A 14,066-nucleotide genomic window follows, 5' to 3' on the forward strand; every position below is an offset into this window, starting at 1 on the left:
TTATACGCGATGGAACTTTTGTAAAGCGGCACCGTCTCCGTTATAATGAAAGTATTGATTGTTGAAAGGAGCTGCACCCGATGAAAGTAATGAAGATTTCTCCAAGGGGATATTGCTACGGAGTGGTGGATGCCATGGTCATTGCTAAGAACGCTGCAATGGACGATACCCTGCCCCGCCCCATCTATATATTAGGAATGATTGTACACAATAAACACGTGACGGATGCTTTTGAACAGGACGGCATCATCACACTCGACGGCAGCAACCGCCTGGAGATCCTTGAAAAAGTGGAAACAGGAACCGTCATCTTTACAGCTCACGGTGTTTCACCCCAAGTACGTGAACTGGCACGCCGCAAAGGACTGGTGTCGATCGATGCCACTTGCCCGGACGTGACAGTGACCCATGACCTGATCCGCGAAAAAACAGCGGAAGGTTTCCACATCGTTTATATCGGCAAGAGCGGACATCCGGAACCGGAAGGCGCGATCGGCGTCGCTCCTGACCTCGTCCATCTTGTTGAAAATGTGGAGGATGTGAATAAGCTGGAGCTTACAGCAGACAAAATCATCATAACGAACCAGACGACGATGAGCCAATGGGATGTCGTCGATATGATGGAACGCCTGAAAGAAAAATATCCGCATTCCGAAGTGCATAAAGAAATCTGCCTTGCGACTCAGGTAAGACAGGAAGCTGTGGCGGAACAAGCTGGTGAAGCCGACCTTCTGATCGTCATCGGCGACCCGATGAGCAATAACTCAAACCGTCTTGCCCAAGTGTCACAGGATATTGCCGGCACTCCTGCTTACCGCATCTCTGATTTATCCGAATTGAATTTGGATTGGCTGAAAGGCGTGGAAACTGTCGGCGTCACTGCCGGAGCTTCGACACCGACTCCGATTGTCAAAGAAGTGATGAACTTCCTTGATAAATTCGATCCGGAAGATCCTTCGACGCACGACTTGACCCGCTCAGTACCACTTCATAAAATTTTGCCGAAGATCAAGCATCCGAAACCTTCGGAGCGCATTGAACCTTATCCGGTAAGTGAATAATAGCGAAAAGTAACGGCGTACGACAAGACCCGACAAGCATAAGATGGTTTGGCGAAGCGGCATCATTTCAGCCGCTCAGCCAAAGTGGCTTATGACCTCGAGCGTCTTGGCCGCCGGAGTCCGGACAAAGAAAAGCGCCGATTCTGCAGTATGCAGAATCGGCGCTTTTTTATACCAGTTTAAACGGTTCCGTATCCACTTCAGATGGCAGGAATTCACATTGCCAGTCCGTATTTTTTGCCAGATGATTTGCGACGCCGCGGATCATCACTTTTTCCACATGATGGCCCGGGTCGATAAGATTCAAGCCGATTGCCTCTGCATCCTGGGCAGTATGGAAATACATATCTCCCGTTACATACACATCAGCTCCAGACCGCTTGGCCTGATGGATATATTTATTGCCGTCACCGCCAAGTACAGCCACTTTTTTCACTTTGGCATCCTCATCACCGACGATCCGTACAAACGGGACGTGTAATTTATCCTTCACCGATTCGGCAAAACTCCGCAGGCTCATCTCTTCCTCGAGTGTCCCTACGCGCCCCAGGCCCATAGGCATTTCCTTATTCTCCAACGTGAATACGTCATAGGCCACTTCCTCATAGGGATGTGCAGCAATCATCGCACGGATGACCCGGTATTTATCCCATTTTCTGACGACCACTTCAATTTTCGACTCTTCCGTCTTTTCCATTTTACCGGCTTCTCCGATATACGGATCTGCCTCAGCGGTAGGACGGAAGCGTCCAGTGCCCGATAAGGTGTAACTGCAATGCTCGTAATCGCCGATTGCGCCAGCCCCCGCTTTACCAAGCGCCTCACGCACCTGATCCTCGTGGCTTTCGGGTACAAAAACGGCGATTTTCACCAATTCTGCTTCATAGGTCTGTACGAGCACTTTCGTATTTTGAAGGCCTAAAGCCTGTGCCAGCAGATCATTGACTCCGCCTTCCGCCACATCCAGATTCGTATGGGCAGCGTACACCGCTATATCGTGTTTGATCAGTTTTTCCATCAGCCGGCCCTGCGGCAGATCGGTCTGAAGGTTTTTCATCGGACGGAAAATCGGCGGATGATGCGCAATGATCAGCTCAGCCTTTTTCGCGATCGCTTCGTCCACAACCGCCTCATTAACATCAAGCGTCACCAGAACCCGTTCAACTTTCTTATTCAGCGTTCCAACATGGAGGCCGATCGGATCGCCTTCCATGGCAAGATATTTAGGGGACCATTTTTCGAATTCCTCGATGATTTGATGGCCATTAGGAATTTTCACCGTGCAGCACCTCTTCTGTCATCCGTATTTTTTCAACAAGTTCCTGCTTTTTCTCCAGGATTTCAATGGTCTGTTCAGTCGATTCCATGGATAGCAGGATCCGTTTCCATTGTGCACTTTCCCGTTCCCACTTTTCCATAAACACAGGGGATTTTTCTTTCATCAGCCAAGGACCCATCAACAATTCCTGCTGTGAATAGGATACGGGGACACCCGGGCGTTCCAGCACAAGAATTTCATAGATTTTATCATTTTCTTTCAGGATTTCTTCTGCGGCAATTGCCCAGCCGTTTTCCAATGCCCAAAACCTGATCGCTTTTGAATGGACATTCGGCTGCAGGATCAGACGCTCGACACCCGCGAGTTTCTCTTTACCGTCCTCAAGGATCGAGGCGATCAACGGTCCGCCCATCCCGGCGATTGTGACTGTGGTGATTCCGTCCGTTTCTTCGATCGCCGCAAGCCCATTTGCCAGTCTGACTTCAATTACATCGCTCAAGCCTTCCTGACGGACTTGTTTTACTGCCGACTCATATGGCCCTTTGACCACTTCACCCGCAATCCCTTTAGTGATATGGCCATTCAATGCCAAATAACACGGCAGATATGCGTGGTCACTGCCGATATCCGCCAGAACTGCCTGTCTGGGTACATGTGAAGCGACACGTTTCAGCCTTTCTGATAATTGTTGTGCATTCATCCATTATCCTCCAATTGTAAGAAAAGCGAGAGCGCCCATTAAGCTCTGAAAGGCATAAGGCGAACCAGCGAAGTGGCGTTTTTGCCGCGCAACTGGGGTGACTTATGACCCGAAGAGCTGGGCCGCTGGAGTCTGGACAGAAATCCGCTCCTTTTACAGCTTTCTCAAACATAAATAGTGTGTACTTTCTTCATCTGACAGAAAAACCCTTAGCTCAAGAAGAACTAAGGGTTTTTTGCTATTATTCTCCGAGTGACAATACCCACTCAGCCATTGCTGGAATGTTATCAGCTTCAACCAGGCCACCTGGCATAGAACCTGCACCCTCTGCAATAATTTGTTCAATTTCTTCCTGTGACATGGCAGTTTCTACTAATGAAGGTCCGATTCCGCCTTCAAAGTTTCCACCGTGGCATGAAATACAGCTGTCCTGTGCTTTAGCTTCAGGGTCAAAAGCTCCTGCATCCGCAGATTCTTCGCCTGTGCCTTCACCAGTTGCTGCACCTTCCCCATTTTCTTCAGCTGCGTGCTCTTCAGCGATTTCCGCTTCGTTGCTGACGCCTTCCAAAGACATGAAGAAAATCAATCCGATACCGAAAGCCATGATTAAGATATAAGGTACAATTGCATTTTTTTGCATCCGTTACCCCTCCCTCTACAAGTTGTGCAAATGATAGTGTTCGTATCATTCATAATTGTACTGTATTCTGCTGCAAACTGAAAGGAATATCAGATAATTTTTGACTCTTTGTGACAAATTCGGTAATTTAACAACCGATTTGGCGGGCGATGACCATGCGCTGCACTTCGGAAGTCCCTTCTCCGATTTCAAGCAGTTTGGCATCGCGCATATAACGCTCAACTTCATACTCTTTCATATAGCCATAGCCGCCGTGGATCTGGATTGCTTCATCTGCGACTTCCATCGAAATTTCTGAAGCGTAGAGTTTCGCCATGGATGCTTCTTTTGTAAATGGTCTTCCCTGGTCTTTCAACCATGCCGCCTTATAGACCATATTCCGGGCCAATTCGATTTTCATTGCCATATCGGCCAATTTGAATTGGGTGATCTGGAACTCTGAAAGCGTTTTTCCGAATTGCTTGCGTTCTTTTGAATAGGAAAGCGCACGGTTGAATGCAGCCTGGGCAATCCCCACCGCCATTGCAGCTATCCCGATACGGCCACCGTCCAGAGTCACCAAAAATTGTTTGAAGCCTTCGCCGCGTTTGCCCAGAAGATTTTCTTTCGGCACACGGACATTTTCCAAAACGAGTTCCGTAGTATTTGAGGCATTCAAGCCCATTTTTTCATAATTATCAATGATCGTGAATCCTTCTGCATCAGTCGGAACGATGATGGCACTGATTTCCTTCTTGCCGTCGTTCATCCCTGTGATCGCTGTGATCGCCAGGTGTTTTGCATGGCTGGCATTCGTGATATAGACTTTTGATCCGTTGATGACCCAATCATCGCCGTCTTCAATTGCGCGCGTTTCAGTGCCGCCTGCGTCGGAACCGGCATTCGGTTCAGTCAGCCCGAACGCACCAAAAGATTCGCCGGTACAAATCGGAGCAAGATATTTCTCTTTCTGTTCTTCTGTACCAAATAGGTTGAGCGGAGCCCCTCCCAACGAAATATGTGCTGAATATGTGATCCCTGTCGATGCACAGGCACGGCTCAACTCTTCAGTAACAATCGCAAAGCTGGTCGTATCGGCGCCTGCACCGCCGTATTTCTCATCAAACGGCAATCCCATCATCCCCATGCCGGATAGCTGTTTGAAGATTTCTGTTGGAAATTCCTTGCTGCGGTCCCGGTCAATTGCGCCCGGTGCAACCACCTTATCTGCAAATTCCTTGATCGTCTTTTTGATCATTTGGTGTTCTTGTGTCAAATCGAAATTCATCTGTGTACATCCCCTTTTGTATGAATACGCTTACAATATTCATTATATAGTTAAAATTCAATCAAACTCAATAGATAAGGTGAAAATGATTTTTCTTCAACTGCTAAAACGTATAGATTGAATGTCAGTATTAACCTTCATGTACCGCTTGGGCGCTTTAGACCAGCTTCCCACAATAAGCCGAGAAGAGCACTCGTCTTATTGCTCCAGCCAGTCCTGAGCCGCACCTTTGCTTAGGTCCACTTCTGGAATGAAGTGAAGCAGTAAAGACACTCTACAGTTTCAGCGTAGCATTGAGCACCCACTCGGACGAAGGTCCGAATTTGTTTCTGGAAACCACTTCAGCAAAAGAAGGGTTGCTAAGATATGGAGCAAAACAGCGCAGACTCCGGCGGCTTAGCGACACGACCGATACACCGCAGGGAAGGCTTGGCCGAACTTCATTCGGCCAAACCTTTGCGACGAAGCGCAGAGCGCTGGTGGAGCATCGGTTTTTGCGGCGACGAGGAGGATTGGGCGGGAGCCCGCTGGAAAGCTAGCTGTTTTGCGCAATATCGACTTCTATAGAGTATTTAGTTCAACTTTATTCAAAATCCATTAAACATTCCCGGAATAATAAAAACCGTTCCTCATAATTTAATGAGAAACGGCAGGGTTTATTCTAAAAAGTCTTTCAGGCGTTTGCTTCTTGAAGGGTGGCGAAGCTTGCGAAGCGCCTTGGCTTCGATCTGACGGATCCGCTCACGCGTTACGCCGAATACTTTACCTACTTCTTCAAGTGTGCGCGTACGGCCATCATCAAGGCCGAAACGCAGACGGAGTACATTTTCTTCCCGGTCAGTCAGTGTATCCAGGACATCTTCAAGCTGCTCTTTCAATAACTCATAAGCTGCATGGTCCGACGGCGATTGTGCATCCGAATCTTCGATGAAATCTCCAAGATGCGAATCATCTTCTTCCCCGATCGGTGTTTCAAGTGACACAGGTTCCTGGGCTATCTTCAGGATTTCACGCACTTTTTCAGGCAGAAGATCCATTTCTTCCCCGATTTCTTCCGGTGACGGTTCACGGCCCAGATCCTGCAGCAACTGACGTTGTACACGGATCAATTTATTGATGGTTTCAACCATATGGACCGGAATACGGATAGTACGGGCCTGGTCAGCGATCGCGCGAGTGATCGCCTGGCGGATCCACCACGTGGCATAGGTACTGAATTTAAAGCCTTTCGAGTAGTCGAATTTCTCAACCGCTTTGATCAGGCCCATATTTCCTTCCTGGATCAGATCAAGGAACAGCATGCCGCGTCCGACATAACGCTTGGCGATACTTACAACCAAACGGAGATTGGCTTCAGCCAGACGTTTCTTCGCTTCTTCGTCGCCCTGTTCGATCAGTTTTGCAAGACGGACTTCTTCTTCCGCCTTCAACAGGTCCACACGTCCGATTTCCTTCAGATACATGCGGACCGGATCGTTGATTTTGACGCCCGGCGGCACACTTAAGTCATTCAGATCGAACTTTTCTTCTGTCGGCTTCATCAAACGATCCAGATGTTCTTCATCATCTGACTTACGTTCCAACTCGATGCCATGGCCTTCAAGCTGGTCGATAAACTCTTCCACTTGATCGGATTCCATTTCGAAAATCGCCAATTTATCTGCAATCTGTTCATAATTCAGTTCGCCACTCTTTTTACCAGTTTCAATTAATTGCTTTTTCGCTTCCTCGACACTCACTTCTACACTCTCGGTAGTCAGTGGTACATTGGTTGCTTCAACTTCATTTTGGCGTTCAGACTTTTCAGCCATTTGACTTCCTCCTTTAAAAACCGGGATTAAACTATAGCGACTTTCTTAAAGCAATCACTTCTTGTGCAAGAAGTAAAGCACGCTGCAAGTCATGCTGTTTTTCCGCTTCTTTAGATTGCTGGATCTTTAACAGGATTTCCTGTTCAATCCGGTTCTTTTCCAAATGTTTCAGACAATCGGATATTTCTTCTTCCGGGTGATCCGGGTCACGTTCTGACAGGGCGGTTTCCATTACCAGCTTCCGAAGCTCGGGATCCTGGAGTGTTTCCAGGAATTTGTGGAAATCCGCTTTATTCCATTCTTCATAAAATCCGAGCAATTGCACGTATATTGCCTGGAACTCTTCACTGATGAAAGGAATTCCACCGTTTTGAGCCAGTTTGTCCATGACGGATTCATCTGCCAGGGCATGAGCCAACAGCAGCCTTTCGGCTCGGTGCAATGAAGTGACTTTTTTCGGTTCCCGTCTAACAGCCTGGACTTCCGGCTCCGGACGGTTTCTTTCAACAGATTTGTTCTCCAGTTTACGGTAATGCTGCAGGATCGCTTCCTGCGATAAACCAGTTTCATTCGATAATTGCTTAATGTAGAGATCCCGTTCCAATGGGGTAGAACGCCCCGCCAATAATTGGAGGACTTCCTGGATATATTGGAGCAGATCATTTTCGTATTGAAAATTCTTATGGCGCCGCGCATGCATCATGGCAAAAGCGATAAAAGCATGGGGCTTGCCGATGATCTGCTCCCTGAAAGTTTCACTGCCGTTTTCCCGGACATAATCATCTGGATCCATTTTCCCCGGCAGAACAGCAACTTCCACTTTGAATTTCTCTTCATTTAATGCAACGGCTGCCCGCTTCGCAGCCTCCCAGCCCGCATCGTCCCCATCAAAGCAGATGACGACTTCCTGGGCAAAACGTTTCATGATCCGGATATGCTGGGATGTGAGGGAAGTCCCCATCGTAGCAAGCGCATTATCGACGCCTGCTTTTCCTGCGGCTATCACGTCCATGAACCCTTCAAATAAAACGATTTTCCGGTTTTTTCTGATTGGGCCTCTTGCCAGGTGGAAATTGTAGAGCACCTGGCTTTTCTGGAAAATCGGCGATTCAGGACTGTTCATGTATTTTGCTTCCTGTTTCGTGTTTTCCATGATCCGGCCGGAGAAGGCTATCACTTTGCCGCTTTCGTTCATGATCGGAAACATGATCCGGCCACGGAACCTGTCAAAATAGCCATCCCTCTGCTCCCTTGCAATAGCAAGGCCGCTTGATTCCAGTTCTTCTTCGGTATAACCTTTTTTCTGCAATGCAGAAGACATATAATTCCATTCCGGCAAAGACCAGCCGATCCGATATTTCTCGATGACCTCGCGGGTGAAACCGCGATTTTCGAGATAATCGAGCGCTGCCTGCCCTTCTTCTGTATTCAACAGAATATGGTGATACATATCAGCAGCGAATTCATGCATATCCACAAGCCGGTTATCGGCTTTCGACGGTGCCGGAGCCCCGTCTGCAGGTGCACTGATTTCAACTTCAACACCGGTGCGCTGACCTAATTTTGCTAAAGCTTCCTGAAAAGATACATTCTCGATATCCATTAGGAATGTTATGACATTGCCGCCTGCGCCACAGCCGAAACAATGGAATATCTGTTTATCGGAAGTAACGGAAAACGACGGGGTGCTTTCACCGTGGAAGGGGCAAAGCCCGAACCAATTGCGCCCTCTTTTCGTCAATTGGACATATTCACCGACAATATCGACAATATCCGCAGAAGAGCGGATTTTTTCAATCACTTCTTCTGGTACCCGACTGGACACAATTATCACCATCTTTATTTGCTTAACATACTTAATTCGAGATACAGCGCCAAATTCCTTCATTGTTGAATAAAAAGATGCTGGTTTAAAATATGCCTATCTTAATAGGTTTAGCCACAATTCTTCATTATAAAACTCTTTCAGAAAAAAATCCACTAACAAAACAGAAAAACCGCCTTTACAGGTGGCTTTTCTTCATGGATTATTTCAGTTTGCTCATAATCAGGTTTGCGGTTTCTTCCACAGCCCTGTTTGTCACATCAATTACTTCACATTGGATTTTAGCGACCACTTTATTGAAATGCTCGATTTCCTCATGGATGCGCTGGATTTTGGCATAATTGGCATCGTCATTCAAACCAAGTGCGATCAATCGCTCTTTGCGGATATGATTGAGTTTATCAGGTGAAATGACAAGTCCGAAGCATTTTTCAGGAGCCACCCTGAACAGTTCATCCGGCGGATCCACTTCCGGCACAAGCGGCACGTTCGCCACTTTCAGCCGTTTGTGGGCCAGATATTGCGATAAGGGCGTCTTCGACGTCCTTGATATTCCGACAAGCACGATATCCGCCATCAAAATTCCTCTTGGATCCCGTCCATCATCATATTTGACCGCAAATTCGATGGCTTCCACTTTTTTAAAATAATCATCGTCCAATTTTCTTACCAGCCCGGCTTCTTCAAGCGGTTCGGCATCCAACTCGACTTTCAGCGCATCCAACAAAGGCCCCATCAGATCCACTGCCCTGACATTCAATCGAGACGTTTCGGATACGATAAATTCACGCAGCTTATTGGAAACCAATGTGAATACGATGAAAGCCCGCTGTTCTGCTGCCATATGGATGATATCCCTTACCTGATCAACGGAATCGATATAAGGAAACCGTTTTATTGAAACATTTTGGTCGGGATTCAAATATTGGCTGACTGCCGCTTTCGCGACCAGCTCCCCTGTTTCCCCTACAGAATCGGAGATTACAAAAACCCGGAGTAGATTCATACTATTTTCACCTCACAGTTCATGGCTTTCGGATAAGGACAGGAATGCCCTTGTTATATTGGTTTTTGTGATGCGGCCAACCACTTTCAGCCCACTCGCCAGTTCTTCGACAACCGGCAGCGCATCGATCTGCTGATTGATCAACCTGTTCGCCACCTGTATGAGGGAATCTGTTTTGAAGCAATAAGTGATGTTCGGCATCCTGGTCATGATTATATGTACTGGGATGGAAGCCAGATCCTGGCTGCCGATGCTTGTTCTCAACAAATCTTTGCGTGACAGCACACCTGTCAGCAACGAATTTTTATCGACCACGAATAATGTGCCTACGTCATCGAGGAACATCTGACTGATTGCATCGTATACACTGACATTCTCCCTGACAACGACCGGTATCGACTGGAAGTCTTTGACTTTCATATTGTTCATCGTATCGGTCACGTCATGCCCGGGCTTTTTACCGGAATAAAAATAGCCTACCCGCGGACGCGCATCCAGGAATCCGGCCATGGTCAGGATAGCCAGATCAGGGCGTAAAGTCGACCGTGTCAGATGCAGCCGCTCGGCAATCTGCTCACCCGTAATCGGACCATTCCCTTTGACGATCCGCAGTATCTCTTCTTGTCTCTTATTGAGTTCGATCGGACTCACCGCCTCAAGATATGTGTTATACTCAATGATGATTATTATATACTAATTAACGTTATATTGCTAAGAAAAGTTTGGCATGATACAATATTGAAAGATTCAATATCAGGCAATGAAAGATCTATAAGTACTGCCAGTTGAGCGAGCGGGGATGGTGAAAGCCCGCAGCGGCAGGAAAAGGCAATCTGGAGCCATATTTTTTCAAGCGGGCTGTAGCTTTACAGCCAATCGAGGTGGAACCGCGGGTCTTAACGTACTCGTCCTCGGACATTATGTCCGGGGATGGGTACGATTTTTTATTTTATGGAGGTAATTTATATGTCAATGGAAGATGTAGTATCCTTAGCGAAACACAGAGGCTTTGTATTTCCCGGCTCTGAAATTTACGGCGGCCTTGCCAATACGTGGGATTACGGGCCACTCGGCGTGGAGTTGAAAAACAATATCAAAAAAGCATGGTGGAAGAAATTCGTCCAGGAATCCCCTTATAATGTCGGACTTGACGCTGCCATCCTGATGAACCCGAAAACATGGGTGGCTTCCGGCCACGTCGGCAACTTCAATGACCCGATGATCGACTGCAAGAGCTGTAAATCACGCCTTCGTGCAGACAAACTGATTGAAGAAGCATTGGATGCCAAAGGAATTGAAATGATCGTCGACGGCCTGTCGTTTGAAAAAATGGCTGAGCTGATCGAAGAACATGGAATTGATTGCCCGAACTGCGGCAAGCATGATTTCACCGATATCCGCCAGTTCAACCTGATGTTCAAAACCTTCCAAGGCGTGACGGAAGCTTCAACGAATGAAATCTTCCTGCGCCCTGAAACGGCTCAAGGGATTTTCGTCAACTATAAAAACGTCCAGCGTTCCATGCGCAAGCGGATGCCTTTCGGTATTGCACAGATCGGCAAGAGTTTCCGCAATGAAATCACGCCGGGGAACTTCACGTTCCGTACACGTGAATTCGAACAGATGGAACTGGAATTTTTCTGCAAACCGGGTGAAGATCTTGACTGGTATGCTTACTGGCGCGATTTCTGCAAAAAGTGGCTGCTTGACCTGAACTTGAATGAAAACAATATGCGTCTTCGCGAACACGATGCGGATGAACTTTCCCATTACTCGAATGCGACAGTCGACATCGAATACAAATTCCCATTCGGCTGGGGAGAATTATGGGGCATCGCTGACCGCACCGATTTCGACCTGAAACGCCATATGGAGCATTCAGGCGAAGACTTCAATTACATCGATCCGATTACGAATGAACGTTACGTGCCTTATTGCATCGAGCCATCACTCGGAGCTGACCGTGTAACGCTTGCATTCCTGGTTGACGCCTATCATGAAGAAGAATTGGAAAACGATGACAAACGCACGGTGCTGAAATTCCACCCGGCGCTCGCTCCTTACAAAGCGGCTGTCCTGCCATTATCCAAAAAATTGGCTGAAGGCGCTACGGAAGTATTTGCCGACCTTGCGAAACACTTCATGGTCGATTACGACGAATCCCAGTCGATCGGTAAACGTTACCGCCGCCAGGATGAAATCGGAACACCTTTCTGTGTGACCTACGATTTCGATTCGGTCGAAGACGGCCAGGTGACTGTACGCCACCGTGATTCCATGGAACAGGTGCGCATGCCGATCGCTGAAGTACAGGCTTATATCGAGAAACACATCCAATTTTAATTAAATGAAGAAGACCCGCAAAAGACTATTCGTCTTTTGGCGGGTCTTCTTTTTTCGGCAGAAATTCAGGCGTTCGTTCAAGCTGTTCAAGGAACTTCCTTGATTTTAACCGGATTCCTGCCTGTTCCTCGTATATGGTGCGGACAATTTGTTTCAATAATGATTTCGTTTCCTTTTTCAGTGTCAGCGAGCCCACCCGTTCGATCGGTACAAAATAAAGCGTACGGATCACTTTGACGAGCGCAGGGCTCAACCGGATGATATATGGATCAATGTGGAAACAGCGATGGCACAGGAAGCCCAGCTCCTGGAAAGAAAATGCGAACTCCCCTTCTGTCGCCCCGCAATTCGAACATTCATGGAGGGTCGGTGCGAGCCCTGCCGTCTGCAGCATCTTCCATTCCACAAACAGCGTGATCGCCTCCGGATCATAGCCCTCTTCGATTGCATGCAACGCCTGAAACAGCATTTCATAAATGCCTGGCTGCGGCTCATCCTGTTCGGTCAGGCGGTCGACAAGTTCCGTCACATAACTGGCATATGCGGTCGACATGATGTCTTCCCGGATATGGCGCAGTGATTCCAGCTGATCACCCGTCTGCAGCGTGCCCATCCCTTTTCCTTTGTATATTGAAAAAGTGCCGTGTGTGAATGGCTGTGTGATGGCAGCCAGCCGGCTTGACGGCTTTTTAGCGCCTCTCGCCATGCAGGTGATTTTGCCTGCTTCCCTGGTGAACAGGGTGACGATTTTATTGTTTTCGCCATATGGCATCGTGCGGATGACGATACCCTCTAATTGACTCTGCATGGAGACTACTCCTTAGTATTCATCGTCTCTGAATCCAAAATCACGCAAATGAAGGGCTTTATTGCGCCAGTCCTTCTGCACTTTCACCCAAAGTTCCAAATAGACTTTCGAACCGAGCAGGTTTTGGATATCCTGGCGTGCTCGTGAACCGATTTCCTTCAGCAAAGCACCTTTTTTACCGATGACGATGCCTTTTTGGGAATCGCGCTCGACCATGATCGTCGCCTGTACCCGTACCATTTCCGGATTTTCCTCATCCGGTGCGATCTTTTCAATCACAACGGCGATGGAATGCGGAATTTCTTCACGCGTCAGGTGCAGCGCTTTTTCGCGGATCAGCTCGGAAATGATGAAGCGCTCCGGATGGTCAGTCACCTGATCGGCCGGATAATACTGCGGGCCTTCCGGAAGCCGCTCCGCAATTTTGGCGAGCAGGTTTTCTACGTTATTCCCTTGTAAAGCCGAAATGGGAATCGCTTCCGCGAAATCGAATTCATTCCGGTAGGATTCGATGATTTTCGGCAGATCATTCGGATTGACCTGATCGATTTTGTTGAGCACCAAAAATACCGGCACTTCTATTCCTCTCAGCATATCCAGGACATAGCGGTCCTGTTTGCCGATGCGGTCTGCAGCACTTGCGACAAAAAGCAGGACATCCACTTCACGAAACGTGTTTTTAGCCACTTTCAGCATGAAATCGCCCAGTTTGTGGCGCGGTTCATTGATGCCCGGTGTATCGATGAAGACCATTTGCGAGTCATTCGTCGTCACGACACCCTGTACTTTATTGCGCGTCGTTTGCGGCTTATCGCTCATGATGGCGATTTTCTGGCCGACGACTCTGTTAAGAAATGTGGATTTGCCCACATTCGGACGGCCGATGATGGAAATAAACCCTGATTTGAAGCCTTTATTTTCTTGATGCATATTTTAAATCCTCCGTTGTAAATGCGCCGGGCAGAAGTTCACTGATTGTAGTCTCCTGAACATCGCCTTTTAAATTTGTCAGATAAACCGGCATATCAGGCGCACAGAATTCTGCCAGCACCTGGCGGCAGGCGCCGCATGGTGACACAGGGCCTTCCGTATCAGCGGAAACTGCGAGTGCCGCGAATTTCAGGTCTCCCTCTGAGACAGCCTTGAACATCGCCGTGCGTTCTGCACAGTTCGTCATTGAATAACCGGCGTTCTCAATATTGCATCCCAAATAGACTTTTCCTTCTGCCGTCAACAGCGCAGCGCCTACAGGGAATTTTGAATAAGGTACATAGGCATTGCCGCGTGCAGCGATTGCCTGCTCCAATAATTGTTCTTTTTTCATCC

At 47.9% G+C, this 14,066-nt stretch carries 13 protein-coding genes; 2 read left to right on the top strand and 11 right to left on the bottom strand.

The window, feature by feature from the left end; all coding sequences use genetic code 11:
• The first annotated feature begins 80 nt into the window (after nucleotides 1-80).
• A complete protein-coding gene (locus IQ294_RS05650; protein ID WP_203333036.1) occupies nucleotides 81-1,061 on the top strand; it encodes a 4-hydroxy-3-methylbut-2-enyl diphosphate reductase in 981 nt (326 codons plus the stop codon).
• A 169-nt stretch (nucleotides 1,062-1,230) separates the two neighbouring features.
• Here the strand turns inward: IQ294_RS05650 and IQ294_RS05655 are convergent, their stop codons facing one another.
• The 8 genes from IQ294_RS05655 to ccpN form a co-directional block, all read right to left on the bottom strand.
• Nucleotides 1,231-2,340, bottom strand: a complete 1,110-nt coding sequence (locus tag IQ294_RS05655; protein WP_203333037.1) for a Nif3-like dinuclear metal center hexameric protein — start codon at nucleotides 2,338-2,340, stop codon at nucleotides 1,231-1,233.
• A complete protein-coding gene (locus tag IQ294_RS05660) occupies nucleotides 2,327-3,040 on the bottom strand; it encodes a tRNA (adenine(22)-N(1))-methyltransferase (RefSeq protein ID WP_203333038.1) in 714 nt (237 codons plus the stop codon). The genes IQ294_RS05655 and IQ294_RS05660 overlap by 14 nt, the downstream gene beginning before the upstream one ends.
• Nucleotides 3,041-3,281: 241 nt before the next feature.
• Nucleotides 3,282-3,680, bottom strand: a complete 399-nt coding sequence (cccA, locus tag IQ294_RS05665; protein ID WP_203333039.1) for a cytochrome c550 — start codon at nucleotides 3,678-3,680, stop codon at nucleotides 3,282-3,284.
• A 127-nt stretch (nucleotides 3,681-3,807) separates the two neighbouring features.
• Nucleotides 3,808-4,947, bottom strand: coding sequence for an acyl-CoA dehydrogenase (locus tag IQ294_RS05670; protein WP_203333040.1), 1,140 nt, complete (start codon nucleotides 4,945-4,947; stop codon nucleotides 3,808-3,810).
• A gap of 656 nt (nucleotides 4,948-5,603) precedes the next feature.
• Complete coding sequence (rpoD, locus tag IQ294_RS05675) at nucleotides 5,604-6,758, bottom strand: RNA polymerase sigma factor RpoD (protein WP_203333041.1); 1,155 nt, start codon at nucleotides 6,756-6,758, stop codon at nucleotides 5,604-5,606.
• Nucleotides 6,759-6,789: 31 nt separating this feature from the next.
• Nucleotides 6,790-8,583: a DNA primase gene (dnaG, locus tag IQ294_RS05680; protein WP_203333042.1), complete on the bottom strand. Its 1,794-nt coding sequence runs from the start codon at nucleotides 8,581-8,583 to the stop codon at nucleotides 6,790-6,792.
• A 202-nt stretch (nucleotides 8,584-8,785) separates the two neighbouring features.
• Nucleotides 8,786-9,589: a pyruvate, water dikinase regulatory protein gene (locus IQ294_RS05685; RefSeq protein WP_203333043.1), complete on the bottom strand. Its 804-nt coding sequence runs from the start codon at nucleotides 9,587-9,589 to the stop codon at nucleotides 8,786-8,788.
• A 12-nt stretch (nucleotides 9,590-9,601) separates the two neighbouring features.
• Nucleotides 9,602-10,240, bottom strand: coding sequence for a transcriptional regulator CcpN (gene ccpN, locus IQ294_RS05690; protein WP_203333044.1), 639 nt, complete (start codon nucleotides 10,238-10,240; stop codon nucleotides 9,602-9,604).
• Nucleotides 10,241-10,555: 315 nt separating this feature from the next.
• On the opposite strand from ccpN, the gene IQ294_RS05695 reads away from it, so the two are divergent.
• A complete protein-coding gene (locus tag IQ294_RS05695) occupies nucleotides 10,556-11,932 on the top strand; it encodes a glycine--tRNA ligase (RefSeq protein WP_203333045.1) in 1,377 nt (458 codons plus the stop codon).
• Nucleotides 11,933-11,957: 25 nt separating this feature from the next.
• Here the strand turns inward: IQ294_RS05695 and recO are convergent, their stop codons facing one another.
• The 3 genes from recO to IQ294_RS05710 are packed head-to-tail and all read right to left on the bottom strand — an operon-like array spanning nucleotide 11,958 to nucleotide 14,064.
• Complete coding sequence (gene recO / locus IQ294_RS05700; protein ID WP_203333046.1) at nucleotides 11,958-12,740, bottom strand: DNA repair protein RecO; 783 nt, start codon at nucleotides 12,738-12,740, stop codon at nucleotides 11,958-11,960.
• Between the two features lie 12 nt (nucleotides 12,741-12,752).
• On the bottom strand, nucleotides 12,753-13,670 hold the full coding sequence (gene era, locus IQ294_RS05705; protein ID WP_203333047.1) for a GTPase Era: 918 nt from the start codon (nucleotides 13,668-13,670) through the stop codon (nucleotides 12,753-12,755).
• Nucleotides 13,654-14,064 carry a cytidine deaminase gene (locus tag IQ294_RS05710; RefSeq protein WP_203333048.1) on the bottom strand — a complete coding sequence of 137 codons (411 nt, stop codon included), beginning with the start codon at nucleotides 14,062-14,064 and terminating at the stop codon, nucleotides 13,654-13,656. The genes era and IQ294_RS05710 overlap by 17 nt, the downstream gene beginning before the upstream one ends.
• Nucleotides 14,065-14,066 lie beyond the last annotated feature (2 nt).

This window comes from Planococcus beigongshangi, assembly GCF_016820495.1.
Taxonomy (GTDB): Bacteria; Bacillota; Bacilli; order Bacillales_A; family Planococcaceae; genus Planococcus; species Planococcus beigongshangi.

Coding starts and splice junctions, on each gene's coding strand:
- IQ294_RS05650 (WP_203333036.1), top strand. CDS start 81: ATGAAAGTAATGAAGATTTCTCCAAGGGGATATTGCTACGGAGTGGTG.
- IQ294_RS05660 (WP_203333038.1), bottom strand. CDS start 3,040: ATGAATGCACAACAATTATCAGAAAGGCTGAAACGTGTCGCTTCACAT.
- cccA (WP_203333039.1), bottom strand. CDS start 3,680: ATGCAAAAAAATGCAATTGTACCTTATATCTTAATCATGGCTTTCGGT.
- IQ294_RS05670 (WP_203333040.1), bottom strand. CDS start 4,947: ATGAATTTCGATTTGACACAAGAACACCAAATGATCAAAAAGACGATC.
- rpoD (WP_203333041.1), bottom strand. CDS start 6,758: ATGGCTGAAAAGTCTGAACGCCAAAATGAAGTTGAAGCAACCAATGTA.
- IQ294_RS05685 (WP_203333043.1), bottom strand. CDS start 9,589: ATGAATCTACTCCGGGTTTTTGTAATCTCCGATTCTGTAGGGGAAACA.
- IQ294_RS05695 (WP_203333045.1), top strand. CDS start 10,556: ATGTCAATGGAAGATGTAGTATCCTTAGCGAAACACAGAGGCTTTGTA.
- recO (WP_203333046.1), bottom strand. CDS start 12,740: ATGCAGAGTCAATTAGAGGGTATCGTCATCCGCACGATGCCATATGGC.
- era (WP_203333047.1), bottom strand. CDS start 13,670: ATGCATCAAGAAAATAAAGGCTTCAAATCAGGGTTTATTTCCATCATC.
- IQ294_RS05710 (WP_203333048.1), bottom strand. CDS start 14,064: ATGAAAAAAGAACAATTATTGGAGCAGGCAATCGCTGCACGCGGCAAT.